The 23,146-nt window shown below is 67.2% G+C and carries 17 protein-coding genes and 1 pseudogene; 3 read left to right on the forward strand and 15 right to left on the reverse strand.

Annotation, left to right across the window (positions count from 1 at the left end; genetic code table 11):
- Window positions 1-3: 3 nt before the first annotated feature.
- The 4 genes and pseudogenes from CEW88_RS13145 to CEW88_RS13160 all read right to left on the reverse strand — a co-directional run bounded on the left by CEW88_RS13145 (window position 4) and on the right by CEW88_RS13160 (window position 5,842).
- Complete coding sequence (locus CEW88_RS13145) at window positions 4-297, reverse strand: hypothetical protein (protein ID WP_108967868.1); 294 nt, start codon at window positions 295-297, stop codon at window positions 4-6.
- Window positions 298-495: 198 nt separating this feature from the next.
- Window positions 496-1,923: pseudogene (locus tag CEW88_RS13150) on the reverse strand (transposase).
- 216 nt (window positions 1,924-2,139) lie between these two features.
- Window positions 2,140-3,471, reverse strand: coding sequence for an AAA family ATPase (locus CEW88_RS13155; RefSeq protein ID WP_254694499.1), 1,332 nt, complete (start codon window positions 3,469-3,471; stop codon window positions 2,140-2,142).
- An 82-nt stretch (window positions 3,472-3,553) separates the two neighbouring features.
- A complete protein-coding gene (locus CEW88_RS13160; protein WP_108967871.1) occupies window positions 3,554-5,842 on the reverse strand; it encodes an adenosylcobalamin-dependent ribonucleoside-diphosphate reductase in 2,289 nt (762 codons plus the stop codon).
- Window positions 5,843-6,064: 222 nt separating this feature from the next.
- Between CEW88_RS13160 and CEW88_RS13165 the strand changes: the two genes are divergently transcribed.
- Window positions 6,065-6,496 carry a DUF1489 family protein gene (locus CEW88_RS13165; RefSeq protein ID WP_108969791.1) on the forward strand — a complete coding sequence of 144 codons (432 nt, stop codon included), beginning with the start codon at window positions 6,065-6,067 and terminating at the stop codon, window positions 6,494-6,496.
- 20 nt (window positions 6,497-6,516) lie between these two features.
- Here the strand turns inward: CEW88_RS13165 and CEW88_RS13170 are convergent, their stop codons facing one another.
- The 9 genes from CEW88_RS13170 to CEW88_RS13210 all read right to left on the reverse strand — a co-directional run bounded on the left by CEW88_RS13170 (window position 6,517) and on the right by CEW88_RS13210 (window position 17,818).
- Window positions 6,517-7,005, reverse strand: a complete 489-nt coding sequence (locus tag CEW88_RS13170) for a YdcF family protein (RefSeq protein WP_108967873.1) — start codon at window positions 7,003-7,005, stop codon at window positions 6,517-6,519.
- Between the two features lie 140 nt (window positions 7,006-7,145).
- Complete coding sequence (locus CEW88_RS13175) at window positions 7,146-8,219, reverse strand: BMP family ABC transporter substrate-binding protein (protein WP_108967875.1); 1,074 nt, start codon at window positions 8,217-8,219, stop codon at window positions 7,146-7,148.
- Between the two features lie 60 nt (window positions 8,220-8,279).
- Window positions 8,280-9,188, reverse strand: coding sequence for an ABC transporter permease (locus tag CEW88_RS13180; RefSeq protein WP_108967877.1), 909 nt, complete (start codon window positions 9,186-9,188; stop codon window positions 8,280-8,282).
- Window positions 9,188-10,273: an ABC transporter permease gene (locus tag CEW88_RS13185; protein WP_108967879.1), complete on the reverse strand. Its 1,086-nt coding sequence runs from the start codon at window positions 10,271-10,273 to the stop codon at window positions 9,188-9,190. Before CEW88_RS13185 ends, CEW88_RS13180 begins: the two co-directional genes overlap by 1 nt.
- Before the next feature lie 150 nt (window positions 10,274-10,423).
- Entirely contained in the window at window positions 10,424-11,944 is a 1,521-nt protein-coding gene (locus CEW88_RS13190; protein ID WP_108967880.1) for an ABC transporter ATP-binding protein, read from the reverse strand.
- Window positions 11,914-12,861, reverse strand: a complete 948-nt coding sequence (xdhC, locus tag CEW88_RS13195) for a xanthine dehydrogenase accessory protein XdhC (protein WP_108967882.1) — start codon at window positions 12,859-12,861, stop codon at window positions 11,914-11,916. The genes CEW88_RS13190 and xdhC overlap by 31 nt, the downstream gene beginning before the upstream one ends.
- Window positions 12,851-15,358, reverse strand: a complete 2,508-nt coding sequence (locus CEW88_RS13200; RefSeq protein ID WP_108967884.1) for a xanthine dehydrogenase molybdopterin binding subunit — start codon at window positions 15,356-15,358, stop codon at window positions 12,851-12,853. The genes xdhC and CEW88_RS13200 overlap by 11 nt, the downstream gene beginning before the upstream one ends.
- A complete protein-coding gene (gene xdhA, locus CEW88_RS13205; RefSeq protein ID WP_108967886.1) occupies window positions 15,355-16,734 on the reverse strand; it encodes a xanthine dehydrogenase small subunit in 1,380 nt (459 codons plus the stop codon). The genes CEW88_RS13200 and xdhA overlap by 4 nt, the downstream gene beginning before the upstream one ends.
- Window positions 16,735-16,942: 208 nt before the next feature.
- Window positions 16,943-17,818 (reverse strand): alpha/beta hydrolase, encoded by an 876-nt coding sequence (locus tag CEW88_RS13210; protein ID WP_108967888.1) that lies wholly within the window; start codon window positions 17,816-17,818, stop codon window positions 16,943-16,945.
- A 187-nt stretch (window positions 17,819-18,005) separates the two neighbouring features.
- Here CEW88_RS13210 and dnaE point away from each other — a divergent pair, with 187 nt between their 5' ends.
- Together dnaE and CEW88_RS13220 are read left to right on the forward strand one after the other, a co-directional pair.
- Complete coding sequence (gene dnaE / locus CEW88_RS13215) at window positions 18,006-21,503, forward strand: DNA polymerase III subunit alpha (protein WP_108967889.1); 3,498 nt, start codon at window positions 18,006-18,008, stop codon at window positions 21,501-21,503.
- A gap of 145 nt (window positions 21,504-21,648) precedes the next feature.
- Window positions 21,649-22,422 carry a hypothetical protein gene (locus CEW88_RS13220; protein WP_159099606.1) on the forward strand — a complete coding sequence of 258 codons (774 nt, stop codon included), beginning with the start codon at window positions 21,649-21,651 and terminating at the stop codon, window positions 22,420-22,422.
- Window positions 22,423-22,437: 15 nt separating this feature from the next.
- On the opposite strand, the gene CEW88_RS13225 is transcribed toward CEW88_RS13220, so the two are convergent.
- Together CEW88_RS13225 and CEW88_RS25305 are read right to left on the reverse strand one after the other, a co-directional pair.
- On the reverse strand, window positions 22,438-22,644 hold the full coding sequence (locus CEW88_RS13225; protein WP_108967894.1) for a SlyX family protein: 207 nt from the start codon (window positions 22,642-22,644) through the stop codon (window positions 22,438-22,440).
- 152 nt (window positions 22,645-22,796) lie between these two features.
- Window positions 22,797-23,138, reverse strand: a complete 342-nt coding sequence (locus CEW88_RS25305) for a hypothetical protein (RefSeq protein ID WP_108967896.1) — start codon at window positions 23,136-23,138, stop codon at window positions 22,797-22,799.
- Between the last annotated feature and the right edge of the window lie 8 nt (window positions 23,139-23,146).

Here is a 23,146-nt window from a genome sequence, read left to right on the forward strand (position 1 = left end):
GCCCTAGAACGCCTTCGAGGGCAGAGATCCGCGTTCGAACGGCCCGGTGGTGCGATCCTTGACGTGGTCGCGGACTTGCAGGCTGGTCGCATTGACGACTTGCGTCAAAGGTTCAACGACTTTCAGGTCGTTCGCGGTATTCGCGGTCTGCCAGATGGTTTCGAACCGACCGACCCAATTTTCGACCTTCTTCGCGACATCTATGAGGAGGTGGGCAACAACGCTAATGTCCGGAGCGGTATTTTTAGCGCAGCCGCTCGACTTGATGAACTGGAAAGCGAAATTCAGTCCGGGCAATCATAGCCACCAGATCATGTTGCCTGAGTATCAGCTGCTGTATTGAGGGCACCTTGCGGTCGTACAGGAAGCTTTTTGCGCTTCGCCGACCTTCGGGCTGAGTGCAGCGAACGGCCGCTCCCCGCCGATTCCGTGGAAAAACACCTGTTCGCGACCGCAGCAATTCCCCGCCTGAGGCGGCCGTGAATGCCTTTCCTGTCAGGCTTTCCCCAGTTGCTGCGGTGCGGGAAGGATCTTGGCCAGCTTGCGGAGGTTCTGGGCGGTGGCGGCAAGCAGGAATTCGTCGTTTGCGCCGCATGGCCCCCGTAGTCGCAGCCTTCCGAGGCCGAGCATGCGCTTGAGGTGCGCGAACAGCATCTCGACCTTCTTCCGGAGCTTCATCGAGACTGCATATTGCTCCGTCGCGGCGATGTCGCGCGCGACTTGGCGCGCGTCTTCGTGTTTCTCGCGGGTGATGGTTCTGGCATCGGCGTTCGGGCAGCATTTCGCCTTGGACGGGCAGGCTTGGCAGGTCAGTTTCAGGGCGCGGTATTTGGCCCGGCCCTCGCTGGTCGGCCCCCGGTTCGGATCGGAATAGTTCCGCCGGAACTGCTTCAGCTCTTGGCCCTCGGGGCAGACGTATTGGTCATTCTCGGCGTCCCACTCGAAGTCCGCCCGGCTCCAGGTCCCGTCATTGCGCCCCGACTTGTCGATGACGGGGATATGCGGGGTGATCTTGCGATCGACCAGCCAGCCCAGCATCGGTCCGGTGCCGTAGGCTGTGTCGGCGATCAGGCGCTCGGGATGCAGGTCGAACCTGGTCTTCACCCGATCCAGCATAGTCTTGGTCGATCCGACCTCGGCCTGCCGGATCGATCGGTTCGGCGGGAAATCGATTCACTGGATCGATTTCTTTTCCGCCTCACCCTCGACATCGACGATGACCCCGTGATCCGTGTCGATCAGGTAGTTGTCGGAATAACTGAAGAACGCAGGTCCTTTACGAGCCGCGGTCCACTGGCTGGCTGGGTCGGAATGCGAGGTGAACTTGGGCTGCACTTCGCTGGCGGCCCCGAACGCGGCCTCGTCCAGTGTGTCCAGATACTCGCGAACCGCGCGGGGCGCATCGGCTGGATCAATCTGCGAGACGTCCCAATCCTCCTTCGGCGTCGAGTTCTGCTTGTTCGCATCCGCCTCGATCAAGCTGGCATCGACCGCCATGCGCTGGCCGCTGACCAGGCCCTCCGCGATGCACCGGGCCACGGTCGTCTCGAACAGATGCCGCAATAGCTCGCTGTCACGGAACCGGCCGTGTCTGTTCTTCGAAAACGTCGAGTGATCCGGGACCCGATCACTCAGGTCAAGGCGGCAGAACCAGCGGTATGCCAGGTTCAGATGCACCCCTTCGCACAGCCGCCGCTCCGAACGGATGCCGAAGCAATAGCCGACCAACAGTATCCGGATCAGCAACTCGGGATCGACGGAGGGACGGCCGGTGTGGCTGTAGAAATCTGCAAGATGGGCACGGACGCTGCTCAGATCGACGAACCGGTCGATGGATCGAAGTAGGTGGTCCTGGGGGACGTGATCTTCAAGCGAGAACTCGTAGAACAGCGCCGGTTGTGCCTCCTGCTTCGGTCCCATCATCGCCGACCCTCCCGCCCATTGGCAGAATTGAATCAGCACCACGCCCCTCGATCAAGCGCGAGTTTTTCAACGAAATACGCCCTTCGTGTGGGCGCCTAGCGTAAAGTTGCGCCTGGCACGAATGCCGCTTGGGCTGCCCCCCCCCGCCAGCTGCGGCCATCAGCCCAAGCGACTACTTTGGTCTTGGCCGACCTAAGGCGCGCTCGCCTCGACCACTCAATGCGACAGTGGGCTGCTTGCCATGGCCTCCGCCCTCGACAGCATCCTGGACACGTGGCGCAGATTGATCTCATGCGCCTCAGCAATCTGGTCGATCACCTCGCAGATGGCGCCCAGGGCAGCATCAGACAGCCCCCGTCGTGCGCCCTCGCGCTCCGCGAAGGAGATGAGATCACTCTTGCCGGGGCCGGCGAGGCGCAGGATGTCCAGGCGGCTCAGGAATGGGGCCGGAAGCGTCCTCAGGCTGTTCGAGGTCAGGACCCAGCTGATCCAGGACATGTCGAAACCGACCTGGTAATAGGGGCACTTCCATGCCACGGCAGACGATCGCTCCAGCAGCGGCAGAAGCCCGTCGGCCAAGCCGTAGGCCTGCCCCTTGGTCGAGGTCGGCGTCCCGGCCTTCTCGATCTCGTCGATCACCACGATCGGGTTCGCGCAGAGGCTCTGCACGATGGTCTGCAGGGGCCGCCCAGGGAATGCCGAGCCCCAGCCGCGTTGTGAGCCGTTGACGACGAAAGAGGCCTGTTCTGCGGTTCCCTCGATGCCACAGCGCGGCACCCCGAGATGGCGCCCGAGCTCGCGTGACCACACGCTCTTGCCAATCCCCGGCGGGCCGTCGAGCAGCACGGGTGGCAGACGGAATCCGGGCTCCCCCACCCGCACCGAGCGGCGCATCGCCTTCCAGAGGAAGTCAGTGGCGACCCCCATCCAGGGCATCTCGGCATGAATGGCCGCTGCGATCTCATCGGCGCGGTGGTCGCTGGCGATGCCGACTAGGTCCGCCCCGCAGCGGAATACCTCGAGCGCGCGCCGGTCATCCGAGTTGAGATGGCTGAGCCCGGAAGCCTTGGCACGCGCGCCCATTACCCGGCGCGCACGGCGCAGCACCTTGTTGCGGTCCTTTTCCGAGAGCGGCACGGCGATGAGGTCCTCGTTCCAGCGCAACTCATCCTCAAAGTCTCCCGGAACCTTTGGGGACACCCCGTCCTGAAGGGCACGGAGCTTGCGCAGATGCCACTCGAAGCGGCGCTTAAGGGCGAACTCGTTCTCGTCGGGATCAGCGAAGCGGGCATCGATGAACTTGATCTTCGTCATGGCGGTCCTTTCTGGCGCGTTGCGCCATGCCCTCAGGCAGAGCTTCTGCTGGAGGGGGATGTTGGAAAGAACCCGGCCGGATTTGCCCTGAGGGATGCCGAAAGCGCGGCTGGCCGTCAACGGCGCCCACCAGGACTGAGCGCTCCGACGGCGCATTAAAGGCCGCAAATCCGCCAGATGCGCAAGCCATTGATATAAAAAGAAACCACCGGCCGCGGCGCAGCCGATGGTCATTAATCCTGTGCCGGAATGGACAAATTACCCCGGAAATGGACAAGATTTAGTGGGTCCTACATGACTCTGACCCCTCAGCTCCTCAGCCGCACTTCGAGTGACCGCAGCTCGAGCAGGTCATGCAGCCTTCGACCATCATCATCGAGAACTGGCCGCAGGACGGGCAGGCCTTGCCGCGGGGTGCATCGAGGCCCACGACCTTCGCCGTCGGGTCGGCCTTCAGTCCCTTGCCCTCGCCCTCGAGAAAGCCGGTGGCGACGAGGTGCTTCTCGATCACTCCGCCGATCGCCGCGAGGATCGAGGGGATGTACTTGCCCTGCACCCAGGCGCCGCCGCGCGGATCAAAGACCGCCTTGAGCTCCTCAACCACGAAGGAGACGTCTCCGCCGCGGCGGAAGACCGCCGAGATCATCCGCGTCAGCGCCACGGTCCAGGCGTAATGCTCCATGTTCTTGGAGTTGATGAAGACCTCGAACGGACGGCGGTGACCACCGACGATGATGTCGTTGATCGTCAGGTAAATGGCGTGCTCGCTGTCGGGCCACTTGAGCTTGTAGGTGTGCCCCTCGAGCGACTGCGGCCGGTCGAGCGGCTCGGACATATAGACCACCTCGGCGCCACCACCATCGCTCTCGTTGACCACGGCGGGCGTCTCTGCCGGGGTTTTCTCGGTCTTTTCCGAAACCGACAGGACCGAGCCGGTCACGTCGTTCGGGCGGTAGGTGGTGCAGCCCTTGCAACCGGTCTCGTAGGCTTCCATGTAGACGTCCTTGAAGCCCTCGAAGGAAATGTCCTCCGGGCAGTTGATCGTCTTGGAAATCGAGCTGTCGATCCATTTCTGCGCCGCCGCCTGCATCCGAACGTGCTCGAGCGGGGCCAGGGTCTGCGCGTTGACGAAATAGTCCGGCAGCTCGGCATCGCCGAACTTGTCGCGCCACATCTGCACGGCGTAATCGACCACCTCTTCCTCGGTGCGGGTGCCGTCCTTTTGCAGCACCTTGCGGGTGTAGGCGTAGGCAAACACCGGCTCGATCCCCGAGGACACGTTGCCGGCGTAGAGCGAGATTGTACCGGTGGGCGCGATCGAGGTCAGCAGCGCGTTGCGGATGCCATGGGTGCGGATCGCCTCGCGCACGTCGTCATCCATCTGCAGCATGTTGCCCGAGGCAAGGAACTTCTCGGCGTCGAAGAGCGGGAAGGCGCCCTTTTCCTTGGCCAGCTCGACCGAGGCGAGATAGGACGCGCGGGCGATCCGCTTCAGCCAGCTTTCCGTCTGCGCGGCGGCCTCTTCCGTGCCGTAGCGCAGCCCCATCATCAGCAGCGCGTCGGCAAGCCCGGTGACGCCAAGGCCGATGCGGCGCTTGTTGCGGGCTTCCTCGGCCTGCTGCGGCAGCGGGAAGTTCGAGGCGTCAACGACGTTATCCATCATCCGCACCGCCAGCGCGACCAGCTCGTCGAGCTTGGACTCGGGGATCTCTGCACCGGCTTCAAAAGGCGTGTCCACCAGCCGCGCAAGGTTGATCGATCCCAGCAGGCAGGCGCCATAGGGCGGCAGCGGCTGCTCGCCGCAGGGGTTGGTTGCGGCGATCTGCTCGATGTAGCTGAGGTTGTTCGCCTTGTTGATGCGATCGATGAAGATCACGCCCGGCTCGGCATAATCGTAGGTGGCCTTCATGATCTTGTTCCACAGGTCGCGCGCCTTGACCGTGTGGTAGACCTTGCCGTCGAACTGCAGGTCCCACGATCCGTCCGCCTTCACCGCTTCCATGAAGGGATCGGTGACCAGCACGGAAAGGTTGAACATGCGCAGCCGCGCGCTGTCCGCCTTGGCCGAGATGAACTGCTCCACGTCCGGGTGGTCGCAGCGCATCGTCGCCATCATAGCACCGCGCCTCGAGCCCGCCGACATGATCGTGCGGCACATGGCGTCCCAGACATCCATGAACGACAGCGGACCAGAGGCGTCGGCGGCAACGCCCGCCACATGCGCGCCCTTGGGACGGATGGTCGAGAAGTCATAACCGATGCCGCCGCCCTGCTGCATGGTCAGCGCGGCCTCCTTGAGCATGTCGAAGATGCCGGACATGCTGTCGGGAATGGTGCCCATGACAAAGCAGTTGAACAGCGTGACCGAGCGCGCAGTGCCGGCGCCGGCGGTGATCCGGCCGGCGGGCAGGTACTGGAAGTCCTCGAGCGCGCCGTAGAACTTCTCTTCCCAGGCGTCCGCATCCGTCTCGACCGACGCGAGCGCGCGCGCGATGCGGCGCCAGCTGTCCTCGACGCTCTGGTCGATCGGGGTGCCGTCCGCCTCCTTGAAGCGGTATTTCATGTCCCAGATCTGTTCGGCGATGGGGGCGGCAAAGCGAGTCATGGCAGCAGACTTCCTTGTTGGCTCGTCAATTCGAGGGCGCGGCAGCAGCGCAGCGCAGGGGGTGGCAGGGCGGTGTGCCTACTCGCGACCGCCGCCCGATGCAAGAACGCGCGATACGTAAGGGTACACGTTTTTCAGCGATGAGCCTACCACTGCTTGAAGCTCCTGCCGCAAAGACTACAATATCTGTCTCATCCTGTTGAGGACTCTGTGGAGCATTCCGTGGATAAGTTCACCCATCTGATCAAGCTCAGCGTCGGCACCGAAAGCGTCAAGACGCTGGCCGCCTGGCAATCCGGACGCGCTGCGCAGACTGCCGACCGCCTGCCCTGCCACATCACCCGCATGTGGCCGAAGCGCGAGGCAGAGTTGCTCAACGGCGGCTCGATCTACTGGGTTTTCAAGGGGCTGATCCAATGCCGCCAGCGCGTGCTGCGGCTCGACGAGGTGACCGGACACGACGGCACGCGGCATTGCGCGCTGGTGCTCGACCCCGAGATTCACCGCGTCGCCACCAGCCCGCGCCGCCCCTTCCAGGGCTGGCGCTATCTCGATCCCAAGGACGCGCCGCCCGACCTTTCGGCCGCCCGCGAGGACGATGACGAGCTGCCGCCCGAACTGGCCGGCGCTCTGGCCGAGATCGGCGTTCTCTAGCCTCCGCACCCCCTCCCCGCTCAGCCGCGCAGCCGCAGCGCGTACCACAGGTACGCGGGCACCTCCCGCAGCCCCGCCTTCACCCGGTTTGCCGAAAGCGGCACGCGGGGCGAGTCGCTGCTGAGCGGCCCCAGCGCCGCCAGCCCCAGCCGCCGCGCCGCCAGCCGGGCGCGGGGCGCGTGGAACCCGTCGGTGACGATCACCACGCTTGCCGCCCCAACCTCACGCAGCAGCGGCAGCGAGAACCGCAAGTTCTCCTCGGTGCTGGTCGAGCGCTCTTCCAACATCAGCACCGCCTCCGGCACGCCGGCCTCGCGGCAGAGCCGGGCGATCACCGCCGCCTCCGAGGGGGCGTGCCGCCCGACACCGCCCGAGGCGAGGATCGCAGACACCTCCCCCGACCGCCAGAGCCCCGCCGCATGAAGCGCCCGGCGCTCCAACGTCGGCGAGGCCCGCCCCCCAGCCCAGACCGCCGCGCCCAGCACCAGCGCCACCCGTTCCCCGCGCATCGCCTGCCCTTCTTGTCTTTCCAAATTCGCAAATCCGGCGACGGCCCTCGCGTGCGCCGCCCGCAGCGAAGCACGCCCCGCGCCAAAAGAAAACGCCGCCGGGAGATCCCGGCGGCGTTCCTCTCACCCGGCGATGCGGATCAGTTCGGGATCTCGGCGGTCAGCCCTTCGACGTAGAAGTCCATGCCAGCCAGCGTGCCGTCGTCGGCCACTTCGCCCTCGGCGAGCCAGGCCGAGCCGTCCTGCTTGTTGATCGGTCCGGTGAACGGATGGTAGGCGCCCGAAGAGATGTCGTCCTTCATCTTCAGCACGGTGGCCTTCACGTCCTCCGGCACCGGGCCGGTGATCTCGCCGATGCCGACCATGCCGTCACCGATGCCCTGCCAGACGTTCTGGCTCTCCCAGGTGCCATCGATGATCGCCTGTACGCGGTCGATGTAATAGGGCGCCCATTCGTCGATGATCGAGCTGAGGCGCGGCTCGGGCGCATAATCGTACATGTCGCCCGCCTGGCCAAAGCCGAAGCCGCCGGCCTTTTCCAGCACCGACAGCGGCGCGGTGCTATCGGTATGCGCCAGCACCACGTCGACGCCCTGGTCGAGCAGCGCCTGGGTCGCGTCAGCTTCCTTGGCCGGGTCGAACCAGGTCGACAGCCAGACCACCGACATCTCGACGTCGGGGTTGGCCTTCTTGGCGTGCAGGTAGGACGAGTTGATGCCGCGGATCACTTCCGGGATCGGGAAGGAGCCGATGTAGCCGATCTTGTTCGACTTGGTCATCGCGCCGGCGAGGTAGCCGGTGATCGCGCGGCCCTCATAGAAGCGCGCCGAATAGGCCGAGACGTTGTCGGCGGTCTTGTAGCCGGTGGCGTGCTCGAACTTCACGTCCGGGAACTTCGCCGCGACGTTGATCGTCGGGTCCATGTAGCCAAAGGAGGTGGTGAAGATCAGATCGGCGCCCGAGAGCGCCATCTGGGTCAGCACGCGCTCGGCGTCGGCCCCCTCGGGCACGCTCTCCTGCTCGATCATCTCGATGGAGTCGCCGAAGTGCTCCTTCATCTTCACCGCGGCCTCGTGATGGTGCTGCGACCAGCCGCCGTCGTTCACCGGGCCGACATAGACGAAGCCGATCTTCGGCACGTCCTGGGCGAAGGCCGGCGCGGCGGCAAGGGCGAGGCCGACGGCGGCCGAGGCGAGAAGCGTTCTGCGTTTCATTGTGGTTGGACTCCCTGTCTTCAACATTGTCCGGGTCCCCGGATTGGGTCTATGCCCCGCTCAGGCGGAGGCGTGGAAAGAGCGGCCCAGCGATCCGGGCGCGCCATGCACCCCGCGGGCCGAGATGATCACCAGCACGAGGATGGTGATCAGGTAAGGCGACATCGACAGCAGCTCGACGGGCACCTTGGCCCCCGCCGCCTGCAGGTTCAGCTGCAGCACGGTGACGCCGCCGAAAAGATACGCGCCGATCAGCACGCCAAACGCGCGCCAGCTGGCGAAGACGACGATGGCCAGCGCGATCCAGCCCGCCCCCGCGGTCATCCCCTCAGTCCATTGCGGCACCCGCACGAGGCTGACGTAAGCCCCGCCGAGCCCGGCGCAGGCCCCGCCAAAGAAGATCGCCGCCATGCGCACCCGCACCACCTTGTAGCCAAGCGCGTGCGCGCTCTCGTGGTCCTCGCCCACTGCCCGCAGGATCAGCCCGGCGCGGGTGTACTTCAGAAAGCCCCAGACAGCCGCGACCAGCAGCAGGCTCACGTAGACCATGAAGTCATGGCGGAAGAACATCGGGCCGATCACCGGGATCTCGGCGAGCCCGGGGATCCACAGCTTGCCCATGCCCGGCGCGCGAACGCCCTCGAAGCCCGCACCGACCAGCGCCGACAGCCCCAGGCCCACCAGCGTCAGGCCAAGGCCCGTCGCCACCTGGTTCGACAGCAGCACCTGAGTCAGAAAGCCGAAACTCAGCGAGAGCACCGCCGATGCGAGCGCCGCCGCCAGGAACCCGACAACCGGCGAGCCGGTGCTCACCGCAGCCGCGAAGCCGACCACCGCGCCGGTGATCATCATGCCCTCGACCCCGAGGTTCAGCACCCCGGCCTTTTGCACCACCATCTCGCCGATGGCCGCCAGCAGGATCGGCGTCGCCGAGACCATGATCGAGGCGACAAGAAGTACGGGATCCATCAGGCCAGCTCCCCCTTGGCAAAGCGGATGCGGTAATTGGTGAAGACGTCGGTGGCCAGCAGGAAGAACAGCAGCATCCCCTGGAACAGCTGGATCGACGCCCCCGGCAGGCCGAGCATCAGCTGCGCCAACTCGCCGCCGATATAGGTCAGCGCCATCAAAAGCCCCGCCAGCAAGATGCCCACCGGGTGCAGCCGCCCGAGAAAGGCGACGATGATCGCGGTGAAGCCATACCCTGAGTTGAAGTCGATGGTGATCTGCCCCGCCGGGCCGGTGACCTCGAAGAGCCCCGCCATGCCCGCCAGCGCGCCCGAGATGCCAAGACAGAGAAAGACGATCCGCGCCGGGCTCACCCCCGAGAAACGCGCCGCCCGCGGCGCCTCGCCGGTGAGCCGGATGTTGAAGCCCTGGATGTGCCGCGCCATCAGCACGTAGGCACCGATCACCGCGATGAAGGCCGCGACCACGCCCCAATGCATGCCGGTGCCGGCGATCAGCTCGTCATTGTGGACCGCTGGCCATTGCTTGAAGTTGCGCGAGCCGGGAAAGCCCATGCCTTCGGGGCTGCGCAGCCAGCTCGCCGAGGCCGAGGCGAGGATGTTCTCGGCCACATAGACCAGCATCAGCGACACGAGGATCTCGTTGGTCCCGAGCTTGGTCTTGAGCACCGCCGGGATCATCGCCCAGGCCCAGCCACCAAGCGCGCCCGCGACCACCGTCAGCGGGAAGAGCAGCACGCTTTCGGACGGATAGAAGGCCAGCCCCACGGCGGCGCCGGTCACGGCGCCCATGATGTACTGCCCCTCGGCGCCGATGTTCCAGATCCCCGCCTTGAAGCCGATCGAGAGGCCGATGGCGATGAGGATCAGCGGCCCCGCCTTCACCAGCAGCTGCGGCCGCGAGTAGGCGGCGAACTGCGGATGGAACAGCGGGTCCCAGAAGATCGTGCGGATCGCCTCCAGCGGCGGCTTGCCGAGTAGCGCGAACATGATGCCGCCCACCACCATGGTCAGCACCACGGCCAGAAGCGGCGTCACGATGGTCCAGAGCCGCGACGGCTGCGGACGTTTCTCGAGGCGGATCATTGCGGGCCTCCCACCGGCGCCGCCCAGCATGCACCGACGCGCCGAGCGTATTTGAAAAGAGACGAAGCGCTGGCGAAGGAGAGGCCCACCGGCTTCTTCTCTTCGCAAGTGCGCAATACCGGCGCCAGCCAGGCGGCGCAGCGCCGCGGGTCAGCCATCGACATGGGCCACCTCCATGTCATGCGCCCCACCCATCATCAGGCCGATCTTCTCGATGTCGAGCTCTGCGACGGCGCGGGCGGGCGAGAGCCGGCCCTCGTTGAGCGCCGCGAAGCGGTCCGAGATCTCCATCAGCTCGTCGAGGTCCTGGCTGATGACGATGATCGCCGCGCCCTTGGCGGCCAGATCGAGCAGCGCCTGGCGGATCGCGGCGGCCGCAGCTGCGTCGACGCCCCAGGTCGGCTGGTTGACGATGAAGACGTCGGGGTTTTGCAGGATTTCCCGCCCGACGACGAATTTCTGCAGGTTGCCGCCCGACAGCGCCCGCGCCGCGGTGCCCGGCCCGGGGGTGCGCACGTCGAAGCGCTCGATGACCGTCTCGGCGAAGCTCTTTGACTTGCCCCAGTCGATGAATCCGCCCTGCACCAGCCCCTCGCGGCGCGCGCCGGTGAGCACGGCGTTCTCGGTCAGGCTCATGTTGGGCGCCGCGGCATGGCCGAGCCGTTCCTCGGGCCCCGACAGCAGACCGGCGTCACGGCGCGCGATGGGGCCGAGGCGGCTCACGTCCTGCCCCTTGAAGAAGACCGTGCCCGCCGGCGCCAGCCGCTCGCCGGAGAGCGCCATCAAGAGCTCGTCCTGGCCGTTGCCGGCAACCCCGCCGATGCCCAGCACCTCGCCGGCGCGAACCTCGAGCGAGACCTCGCGCAGCGGCGTGCCGAAGGCACCCGGTGCGGGCAGCGAAAGCCCCTCGGTGCGCAGCAGCACCTCGCCCTTCTCGCCCGCCCGTGCCTCGGGGGCGTTGAAGCTCGAGCCGACCATCAGCTCGGCCATCTGCCGGGCGGTGACTTCGCGCGGGGTGCAGGTGCCGACGTTCTTGCCGAGCCGCAGGATCGTCGCCTCGTCGCAGAGCGCGCGGATCTCCTCGAGCTTGTGCGAGATGTAGAGGATCGAGGTGCCCTCGGCGCGCAGCTTGTTCAGCGTCTGAAAGAGGATCTCCACCTCCTGCGGGGTCAGAACCGAGGTCGGCTCGTCCATGATCAGCAGGCGCGGGTTCTGCAGCAGACAGCGGATGATCTCGACGCGCTGGCGCTCGCCCGCCGAGAGCGTGCCGACGGTGCGCGTGGGATCGAGCGGCAGCCCATAGGTTTCCGAGACCTCGCGGATCTGCCGCGCAAGGTCGCGCGGCTTCGGCGGGTTCTCCATCCCGAGCGCCACGTTCTCGGCCACGTCCAGCGCCTCGAAGAGCGAGAAGTGCTGGAACACCATGGCCACGCCCGAACGGCGCGCGTCCGACGGCTTGCCGGGCGCATAGACCGCGCCATCGAGCACCATCTCGCCCGCGTCGGGCTTCACCAGCCCGAAGATCATCTTCACCAGCGTCGATTTGCCTGCGCCGTTCTCGCCGAGCAGCGCATGGATCTCGCCCTTGCCGATGTCGAAGGAGACATCGTCATTGGCCACGACGCCGGGGTAGGCCTTGGTCAGGCCCCGGATGCTGAGGAGTGTAGCCACGCCGTCCCGTCCCCTTTTTTCTGCCCCAATAGCTGTCCGGCCACGCCGATGGCAATCGCCTGCGGGTGACGCCCGTATGTTTTTTGACCAATAGGACAAGAAATGCGAGCTATTTGGGCATCTGCATGACCCAACGTTCTGAGCCGGCTGCGGAAACGCGCCCATTTGGTCTCCGACCCGATCAGCCCGGCGAAGGCAAACCCATGGGTCAGCAGCGCATGGCAGAGCTGCAGGTCGATCTCGTGGCTGTAGGTGAGGATGAGATGCTCGGCCTCTTGCGGCGCGTGGCGCACCGCGCGTGCCGGATCGGCGGCGGGCAGCAGGGTGACGCCCGGCGGCACCGCCTCGGGGAAGCGCTCGGGCGCGGTGTCGACCCAGGTGATCGCCAGCTCTGGGAGTGGCGCCATGACCTCTACCAGGGCCCGGCCGACATGGCCCGCGCCCCAGATCCACAGCTGCCGGGCGGGCCGCGCCAGCGGCTCGACCATCCAGCCCTGCACAAGCTGCGGCTCGGGCGCGCGACCCTGCGCGCGGGCGCGATCGATCAGCCGTTGCACCGCGAGCGGGCGCGCGCCCTGCCCGCGTGCAACGATCTCCTGCCCCTCCAGCGCCGCGACGGCCGCGGCGTCGAACACCTCGGTCCAGAGCACCACGGCACCGCCGCAGCATTGCCCCAGCCCCGGCCCCAGCGGATGGCGGGTGAGCCCCGGGCCACGCAGCGCCTGCTCCGCGGCCATGAGTTCCAGCGCGCCGCCGCCGATGGTGCCGCTCTGGCGCAGCTTGCCGTCCTCATCCCAGACCAGCATGGCGCAGCCGACCTCGCGCGGGGCCGAGCCCGAGACCTCGGCGATCACCACGCGGGCGACACGCCCATGCGCGGCGACAGCAGCCTTCAGCTCGGCAAGGTCAAACCCCATGGCGCAGCCTCCGTACTGCGGCCAGCAGGTTCTCCGGCGTCGCCGGGGCGATTAGGTCGGGATAGTCGTCGCCGCAGGAGGCCACCGCGTCCGACAGCGCCAGGAAGGCCGAGATGCCCAGCATGAAGGGCGGCTCGCCGACGGCCTTGGAACGGTAGATGGTCTCCTCGAGGTTGCGCCCGTCCCAGAGCGCCACGTTGAACACCTCGGGCCGGTCCGAGCAGGCGGGGATCTTGTAGGTCGAGGGGGCATGGGTGCGCAGCGCGCCCTTGTCGTCCCAGACCAGTTCCTCGGTGGTCAGCCAGCCCGCGCCCTGCACGTAGCCGCCCTCGATCTGCCCGATGTCCAGCGCCGGGTTCAGCGAGGCCCCGCAGTCGTGCAGGATGTCGGCGCGCAGGATGCGGTTCTCGCCGGTCAGCGTGTCGAGCACCACCTCGGTCACCGCCGCGCCATAGGCGAAGTAGAAGAACGGCCGCCCCTGCCCGCGGATGCGGTCCCAATCGACCTTGGGCGTCTTGTAATAGCCCGTCGACGACAGCGACACGCGCCCCTGGTAGCAGAGCACCGCCGCCTCCTCGAAGGGGATGTCGGTGCCGCCGACATGCACCCTGCCGCCCTCGAAGCGGACGTTCCCGGGCAGGTCCTGGTGCAGCTCGGCCAAATGCGCGGCCATGCGGTCGCGGATCGTGTCACAGGCCGCCTTCACCGCCATGCCGTTGAGGTCCGAGCCCGAAGAGGCCGCCGTGGCCGAGGTGTTGGGCACCTTGCCGGTGTCGGTGGCGGTGATCTTCACCATCTCGAGCGGCACGCCGAAGCGCGCGGCGGCCACCTGCGCGACCTTCTGGAACAGGCCCTGCCCCATCTCGGTACCCCCATGGTTGAGCTGGATCGAACCGTCCTGGTAGACGTGCACCAGCGCCCCGGCCTGGTTGAGATGGGTCAGCGTGAAGGAGATGCCGAACTTCACCGGCGAGATGGCAAGCCCTTTCTTGAGCGCCGGGTTCCTCTCGTTCCACGCATCCACCGCCTTGCGCCGCGCCGCGTAGTCGCTGGTCTCAGCCAGCTTCGCGGTCATCGCGCCGAGGATGAAATCCTCGACCGGCTGGCCATAGTGGGTCATCTGCGGCGCGTCCGGGACAGGTGGCGCCGAGGGCGCGGCCGGCGCGTCGCCTGCGCCGGCGAGCGCCCCGCGCGAGGCGAGATCGTCGCTGTCGTCATGCGCCAGCGGCTCTGTCCCCGCGGGGACACCCTTGGCCGACGTCCCCGCGAGGACGCTCTCCTCTGCCGTCCCTGCGGGGACGCTTTCCGCTGCCGTCCCTGCGGGGGCAGTTTCCGCTGCCGCCCCTGCGGGGGCGAGGTCGGCATAATAGTTGCGGCGGCGCAGTTCCAGCGGGTCGATCTTCAGGTGGTGGGCGACGTGATCCATCACCCGTTCGATGCCGAAGAGGCCCTGCGGACCGCCGAAGCCGCGGTAGGCGGTGGCGCTTTGCATGTTGGTCTTCAGCCGGTGGCTCTCGACCCGCAGCGCCGGGATGTCATAGGCGTTGTCGGCATGCAGCATGGCGCGGTCGGCCACGGCGAGCGACAGGTCCTGCGCCCAACCGCAGCGTGTGTACTGCCGGAAGTCCACCGCCTGCAGGCGACCCGTCTCGTCGAAGCCGACGGTGTAGTCGATCCGGAAGTCGTGCCGTTTGCCGGTGATCATCATGTCGTCGTCGCGGTCGTAGCGCATTTTCGCCGGACGCCTGGTTTCCGAGGCCGCGACGGCGCAGGCGATGGCCAGCGCATTGCCCTGGCTTTCCTTGCCGCCGAAGCCGCCGCCCATGCGCCGGGTCTCGACCCGCACGGCATGCATCGGCAGGTGCAGCGCGTGGGCGACCTTGTGCTGGATCTCGGTGGGATGCTGGGTGGAGCTGGCAACCACCAGATCTCCGTTCTCCTGCGGCATCACCAGCGCTGCCTGCCCCTCGAGGTAGAAATGCTCTTGCCCGCCCATTTCGAGCGAGCCTTCAAGCGTGATCGGTGCGGCTTTCAGCGCTTCGGCAGCATCGCCCTTTTCCCAGATGCGCGGGCCCTCCTCGAAGCGGCTGTCCGCCGCCAGCGCCTGTTCGATGGTGAGGATCGGCTCGTGCTGCTCGTAGGTGATCCTAGCCAGCCGTGCAGCCTTGCGCGCGGCAAGGTGGCTCGTTGCGGCCACCATGAAAATCTGCTGCCCGAGGTAGTGGATGGTCCCGTCCGAAAGCAGCGGCTCGTCGTGCAGCGAGGCCGAGCAGTCGCAGTCCGAGGGCAGGTCCTTGGCCTCCCAGACCTTCACCACGCCGGGGGCGGCACGGACGGCGCCGAGGTCGATCGCGGTGATCCTGCCCGCCGCGATGGTCGACAGGCCAAAGGCGAGGTGCAGGCAGTCCGCCGGCACCGGGATGTCGTCGATGTAGCGGGCCTTGCCCGAGACATGCAGCGGGGCCGCGTCATGCGGCAGCGGTTTGGAGACGCTCATGCCCGCACCCCGCGCACATCGGTGGCCACGCCGAGATCGGCGATCAGGTAGCGGATCAGCATGTTGCGCGCGGCCTCCAGCCGGTAGCCGGCGCTGGCGCGCATGTCGCTCATCGGCTGATAGTCCGCGTCGAACTCCCTCGACGCCGCCATCACCGTATCCTCGGTCCAGGGCTTGCCGATCAGCGCCTGCTCGACATGGGGGGCGCGCTTGGGTGTTCCGGCCATGCCGCCAAAGGCGATGCGGGCCTCGGTCACCCTGTCGTTCTCGACTTCGATCCAGAAGGCGCCGCAGGCGGCCGAGATGTCCTGATCGAAGCGCTTGGAGAGCTTGTAGACCCGCAGCCGGTCCGCCTTGCGCGGGATCGTCACCGCCTCGACGAACTCGCCGGGCTGGCGGTCCTGCTTGCCGTAGTCGAGGAAGAAGTTCTCGATCGGCATGTCGCGCCGGGTGCCTCCCTTGCGCAGGTGCAGCGTCGCGCCGAGCGCGATGAGCGCGGGCGGGTTGTCCCCGATGGGCGAGCCATTGGCGATATTGCCGCCGATCGTCGCCGCCGCCCTCACTTGTGCCGAGCCGTAGCGGCGCAGCATTTCGGCATAGCTGGGGTAATGGTCCTTCATCAGCGTGAGGACGCGGTCCATGGTGACCCCCGCGCCGATGCGGATCGCCTCCTCCGAGACGTCGATCTGCTGCAGGTCAGCGCAGCGATGGAGGAAGATCACCTTGTCCAGCTCGCGCAGCTGCTTGGTCACCCAGAGGCCGACATCGGTGGCGCCCGCGACCAGCGTGGCGTCGGGGGTGGCCTCGTAAAGGCGCGCCAGCGCGTCGGCGGTTTCGGGCGCGGTCTCGGGAGCCGAAGCCAGAGCGGCGCGGTCCGACAGGAGATTTCCTTCGGCGCTCATCCACTCGGGCACGGGCGCGCTTGCCGCGGCCTCGGCGGCGCGGACGATGGGCGCGTAGCCGGTGCAGCGGCAGAGGTTGCCCGCCAGCGCGTCGTCGTGGCCGGTGTCGCCATTGAGATGCGCCGTGGCCATCGACACCACGAATCCGGGCGTGCAGAAGCCGCATTGCGAGCCGTGGTGATCGACCATTGCCTGCTGCACCGGGTGCGCCGTGCCGTCGGGGCCGGCGATGCCCTCGACCGTGCGCAACGCCTTGCCGTGCAGCTGCGGCAGGAACAGGATGCAGGCGTTCACCGCCCGGCTGCCGCGCGCATCGGTGACCATCACCGTGCAGGCGCCGCAATCGCCCTCGTTGCAGCCCTCCTTGGTGCCCCGGAGCCCGCGCTCCTCGCGCAGCCAGTCGAGCGCCGTGCGCGTGGGAGACACGTCGCGCAGCACCACGCTTTCCCCGTTCAGAAGAAAGGAGATGTCCATTTTGATGACCCGCCGCCTTACCATTGATCATATCCCCGGTGCGCGCCCTCGATGCGGCGTAGAAGGCGCGCGGATTCTTGTCTCTTTGCCCCAACGCTAGGCGGCGGCTTTCCAGCTTGGCAAGAAAAATCTGCCCGTTTGGCAGGCAGACGCCACGACAGAGGCGCAAATTTGCGCATGACCGCGCGGGGTTGCCGCCCTGCGGCGATCAGCCCCCGGCAAGGAACTCCGCCAGCATCCGGCTCGCCGGGGCGTGGTTGAGGATGGTGTTGTGATCTCCCTCCTCAAAGACCTCGAGCCGCGCGCCGGGCATCGCCTCTGACAGCGCACAAGCACCCGCGACGGGGGCCGCGTAATCGTGCCGCGCGTGGACCACCAGCGTCTCGCCGCGTCGGGCCATGGCTGGCGGCCGCCAGTCGGTTCCGGGATCATAGGGTGCGCAGAGCCGCGCCACCCCGGCTTCGAACTGCCCTAGCGCCGCGCCCTCCAGACCGTATTGCGTACCGCCCAGCCGGATCAGCGCCGGCAGATCGACCGGTGTCGAGATCAGGGCGGCGCGCGGGCAGGCAAGCCCCTCGCCCAGCGCGAAGAGCAGGCTGCGCGCGCCGACGCAATGGGCCCCGACGGCATCATAGGGACCGTGCTCGTCGAGGCAGAGGCGGATCGCGGGAACGATATCGGCAAGGCTGCAGAGCGTGCGAGCCGGGTGCAGGTGGCCCGGCAGGATCAGCAGGTCCACCGCCGCCCCAGCCCGGCGCAAGTCGCGCACCAGCCGGGAGAATTGCCGAACGTGACCGTCGTGTCCGGGCACGAGCAACACGCGCGGTGCCCCGCCGCGCAGGGCCGCGTGCCGCAACAGGGCAGCCTCGGCGCCGAGCGGGACCAGTTCCGCCCCGTGGCGCGCGACATGGGCCGTGTCGAGATGCGAGGCGGGGCTGAGGTAGCGACGCGCAAGCAGCCGGCCGGTCAGCCTCGGTGCCAGCGCTGCGGCAAGATGCAGGGCCCGACGACGGGTCGATAGGGCGCCCCGGGGCGCGAGACGCTCCTGTGCCCCGCCCGTATACCCTTCGCTCCGCCGTGCCATGCCGATCTTTCGCTCACTCGTACCGCGCTCCCGCCTTCAGGATTGCGCCATCAACGGCGCCGCGACAATTCACTTTCTCCGGGAATTTGCCTTGCTTTCTAAATGAGGTAAGCCTGCATCACCCTGGGCGCGCGCACCGCCACGCGGGGGCTTTCGCCGCCCGCCGCCGCGCAATACTCTAAGCGCCATGAGCGATCCCCGATTCATCCACCTCCGCGTCCATACCGAATACTCCTTGCTCGAAGGCGCCGTGCGGCTGAAGAAGCTGCCCGGGCTCTGCGAGGCCATGGAGATGCCCGCCGTGGCGGTGACGGACACCAATAACCTCTTTGCCGCGCTGGAGTTCTCGGTGACCGCCAGCGGCGCGGGCGTGCAGCCGATCATCGGCTGCCAGGTTGATCTGCTCTACGTCGAGCCGGTGCCGGGAGAAAAGCCCAAGGCCCCCGCCCCCATCGTGCTCCTGGCGCAGAACGAGCAGGGCTACGAGAACCTGATGAAGCTCAACTCCTGCCTCTACCTGCGTGGTGACGGGCAGGAGCCGCATGTGACGCTGGACGATCTGCAGACCTATGGCGAAGGGCTGATCTGCCTTTCGGGTGGTCCCGACGGCCCCATCGGGCGGCACCTGCGCGAGAACCGCCGCGCCGCGGCGCAGACCCTGCTGACCCGGCTGCACCAGATCTACGAGGACCGGCTCTACGTCGAACTGCAGCGCCATCCCGGCGAGAACGGCCTGCCCCCCGAGGAGCGCATCGCGGAGCGGGGCCATGTGGAGATGGCCTACGAGATGGGCCTGCCGCTGGTCGCCACCAACGATGTCTATTTCCCCAAGGCCGAGATGTACGAGGCGCATGACGCGCTGATCTGCATCAGCGAAGGTGCCTATGTCGACCAGCAGGAGCCGCGCCGCCGGCTGACCGCGCAGCACTACCTCAAGAGCCCGCAGGAGATGGCGACGCTCTTTGCCGACCTGCCCGAGGCGCTGGAGAACACCGTCGAGATCGCCCGGCGCTGCGCCTTCATGGCCTACCGGCGCGATCCGATCCTGCCGAAGTTCGCCGACGACGAGGTCGAGGAACTGCGGCGTCAGGCCAACGAGGGGCTGCAGGCACGGCTCGCGGTGATCCCGCACGCGGTCTCGGTCGAGGAGTACCAGAAGCGGCTCGACTTCGAGCTTGGCATCATCGAGGGCATGGGCTTTCCCGGCTACTTCCTGATCGTTGCGGACTTCATCAAGTGGTCCAAGGACAATGACATCCCCATCGGTCCGGGCCGGGGCTCGGGCGCGGGCAGCCTCGTCGCCTATGCGCTGACCATCACAGACCTCGACCCTCTGCGCTACTCGCTGCTGTTCGAGCGCTTCCTGAACCCCGAGCGTGTGTCGATGCCCGACTTCGACATCGACTTCTGCATGGACCGGCGCGAAGAGACGATCCGCTACGTGCAGGAGAAGTACGGACGCGACAAGGTCGGCCAGATCATCACCTTCGGCGCGCTGCTCTCGAAGGCCGCCGTGCGCGACGTGGGCCGGGTGCTGCAGATGCCCTACGGCCAGGTCGACCGGCTTTCGAAGATGATCCCGGTGGAGGGGGTCAAGCCCGTCTCCATCGAGAAGGCGCTGCAGGACGAGCCGCGGCTGCGCGAGGAGGCGCGCAACGAGGAGGTGGTGGACCGGCTGCTGACCTACGGCCAGCAGGTCGAGGGGCTGCTCAGGAACGCCTCGACCCACGCCGCGGGCGTGGTGATCGGCGACCGCCCGCTCGACCAGCTGGTGCCGCTCTACCAGGACCCGCGCTCGGACATGCCCGCCACCCAGTTCAACATGAAGTGGGTCGAGCAGGCGGGGCTGGTGAAATTCGACTTCCTCGGCCTGAAGACGCTGACCGTGATCCAGAACGCGGTGAACCTGATCCTGAAGTCGGGCCGCCCGATCCATGTCGCCGCCGATGGCACCGAGCTCTACGCCCCTCCCGAGGGCGCCGAGAACCAGATGAACCTCATCCCGCTGGATGACGAAAAGACCTACGAGCTCTATTCCGCCGCCAAGACGGTGGCGGTGTTCCAGGTGGAAAGCTCGGGCATGATGGATGCCCTGAAGCGTATGAAACCGACCTGCATCGAGGACATCGTGGCGCTGGTGGCGCTCTACCGTCCCGGCCCGATGGAGAACATCCCGGTCTATTGCGAGGTCAAGAACGGCCTGCGCGAGATCACCTCGGTGCACCCGCTGATCGATCATATCCTCGAAGAGACGCAGGGCATCATCGTCTACCAGGAACAGGTGATGCAGATCGCGCAGGAGATGGCGGGCTACTCGCTCGGCGGCGCCGACCTGCTGCGCCGCGCCATGGGCAAGAAGATCAAGGAGGCGATGGACGCCGAGCGTCCGAAGTTCGAGAAGGGCGCGGCCGAGAACGGCGTCGACAAGAAGAAGGCCTCGGAGGTCTTCGACCTTCTGGAGAAATTCGCCAACTACGGCTTCAACAAGTCGCACGCGGCGGCCTATGCGGTGGTCTCCTACCAGACCGCCTGGCTGAAGGCGAACCACCCGGTGGAGTTCATGGCCGGTGTCATGAACTGCGATATCCACCTGACGGACAAGCTCGCGGTCTATTTCGACGAGATGAAGAACGGGCTGAAGCTGCCCTACGTGCCGCCCTGCATCAACCGCTCGCAGGCGAGCTTTGACGTGGTGAACGGCGAGCTGGTCTACGCTCTGGGGGCATTGAAGAACGTCGGACTGGATGCCATGCGGTTGGTGGTCGAGGGACGGGGCGACACGCCCTTCACCACGCTCTTCGACGTGGCCCGCCGGGTCGATCTCAAGCGCGTCGGCAAGCGCCCGATGGAGATGATGGCCCGCGCGGGTGTCTTCGACCAGCTCGACAAGAACCGCCGCCGGGTGTTCGACAGCCTCGACGCGCTGGTCGCCTATTCCGCCGCGATCCACGAGCAAAAGGCCTCGGCGCAGGTCTCGCTCTTCGGCGAGGCCGGGGACGATCTGCCTGAGCCGCGGCTTTCGCCGGTGCCCGACTGGCTGCCCGCCGAGCGGCTGTCGGAAGAGTTCAAGGCGATCGGCTTCTACCTCTCGGGCCACCCGCTCGACGACTACATGCCGGCGCTGAAGCGGCGCGACGTGATGACCCTCGAGGAGGCGACCAACAAGGCGCGGGGCGGTCCGTGCATCGCGAAACTCGCGGGCGTCGTCGCCGGGCGGCAGGAGCGCAAGTCGGCCAAGGGCAACCGTTTCGCCTTTGCCCAGCTTTCCGATCCCACCGGCGCCTACGAGGTGACGCTCTTCTCCGAGACGCTGGAGAAGAGCCGCGAGTTTCTCGAGACCGGCTCGAAGGTGGTGATCACCGTCGAGGCCACCATGGAGAGCGACCAGCTCAAGCTGCTGGCACGTTCGGTGGGGCCGGTCGAGCAGGTGGTCGCGGGCGCGGGCGCCACGGGGCTGAAGATCTGGATCGAGGGGGCGAGCGCGATCAACCAGATCGCCTCGGTGCTGTCGCGTGCCGCCGAGCAGATGCCCAAGGCCGGGCGCGGCCCGGTGCGGCTCTGCCTTGCCGATCACGGGCTGCCGGGCGAGGTCGAGATGGACCTGCAGCAGGACTTCCCGGTGACCCCGGAGATCAAGGGCGCGGTGAAATCACTGGGCGGGGTGCTGGCGGTCGAGGACTTCTGAGCGGTCCGCCGCCGGTTTTCCAAGCCTCGACAAGGGCTTGTGGATCCGTGCTCGGAAAAGGGTTACACGAAGGTTAAACATTCTGGCCCGCGCGCTGGTTCGCGCAGGCCAAGACTGCCGACGGTCCCCTTTCTGGAGAGCCTTCGTGGCACCCACCGCCCCGCCCCTACGCGCTTTGGCGCAGATCCTCCCGGCCCTGGTCGCGACGCTGGCCCTGGCTGCCTGCGAAACACCGGGCGAAGTGCCGCGACTGTCGGAGGTCGAGCTCGACAAGAGCGCCGGTCAGAGCGCCGCCCTGCCCTCCGAGGCCGAGCTGTCGGATGAGGGAGGATTGCGCGCCGCCCCCGAGACCCCCGTGCCGCGAACAGCGCCGCCGCAGGGCGGGCTGCTGGGCTGGCTCGGAGGGCAGGCCGCGGCGGCCAAGGGCACGGGTCCCGACGCGCGGCAGGTCCCCTTCGGCACCGCCCTGCCCCATGGCGAGATCGCCCGGGTCTGCGGCGTTCCCGAGAGGCGGCTGGGCGTGCCGGTGGCGCAATATCCCGAGACCCGGCGCGGCTACGTTCTCTATGACAGCCGCCCCGGAACAACAGCGCCGCGCGCGCTCTACATCACCGGCTTCGACGATAGCTGCGCCCGGCAGGTGACCGGGGCTCTCGCGCTCTTCGGCGATCCCGAGCTGCATGAGCAGCTGCGCTACGGGCTGGCGGGGGGCAGCCTGCCGAAGGGGCCTGTGGACGGGGCCTACGAGACGGTGAAGGCCGAGGTTTGCGGCGTCGCTCCGGGCCATCCCTGCGGCCGGGCGATGCGGCGGCTGGCGCGGGACACCGCCTTCGTCAGCGTCTACCCGGCCTTCGGCAGCGCATCCTACGTGAACCTGCTGCTGCACGACGGGCAGGTCGTCGCGCTCGAGCAGCACTGACGCGCGGCGAAACTCTCAGTAATGCGGCGGGCGCTCGTCGCCGAGGACCACCCCGCCGCCGCCGTCGCTCTCGCGCGCGGCCTCGCGCTCCATCAGCAACTGAACGCGGTACTGGAGCAAGGCGATGTCCTTGTCCTGCCGGGCGACGGTCTCGGACAGATCGTCCACCGCGCGCTGCAGATGCGCGATGCGTTCTTGCAGGTCTTCTAGCTGCTGCGGCATGCGGGGCTCCTTCCCTCGCGGCGAGGGGTTGGGGGACGTCTGCCCCGCAGATAGGCGGCGCGACGCGGCTTGTCCATGGGGCCGAGGTCGGGACTCTGCCCCCCGCGACGCTGCCTGCATCTCCCCCGGGACAAATTCTGGTTGACGCTAGGTCATGCCGCGCGGCGGCAAGCGCCGGTTTCCAGCGCGGGCCAGAGACTTTGCGCCGCGGAGCGCATGCCGAGGAGCGTGAACTCCGACGCGGAGGGGCGCGGGCGGAAGATGGTCGTGCCGGTTTCGGGGATCGCCTTGCCGGTCAGATCCGCCATCACCGCGAGCGCGGTGACTTTGGCGGTCTTGTTCTGATCCGCCGCCATGCCGAGGATCGCCCAGCGTCTCAGGGGCTCGACCGGGCGCATGTTCTCCTTCTGTGCCAGCGCGCTGTCCTTGCAAAACCCCTCTGGCGCGCCCGTCCCGCCTACCCCCCCGGAGACAATCGCTGGGCCGCGGCCCAATATGCCTC

The sequence above is a fragment of the Alloyangia pacifica genome (genome assembly GCF_003111685.1).
GTDB classification, from domain to species: Bacteria; Pseudomonadota; Alphaproteobacteria; order Rhodobacterales; family Rhodobacteraceae; genus Salipiger; species Salipiger pacificus_A.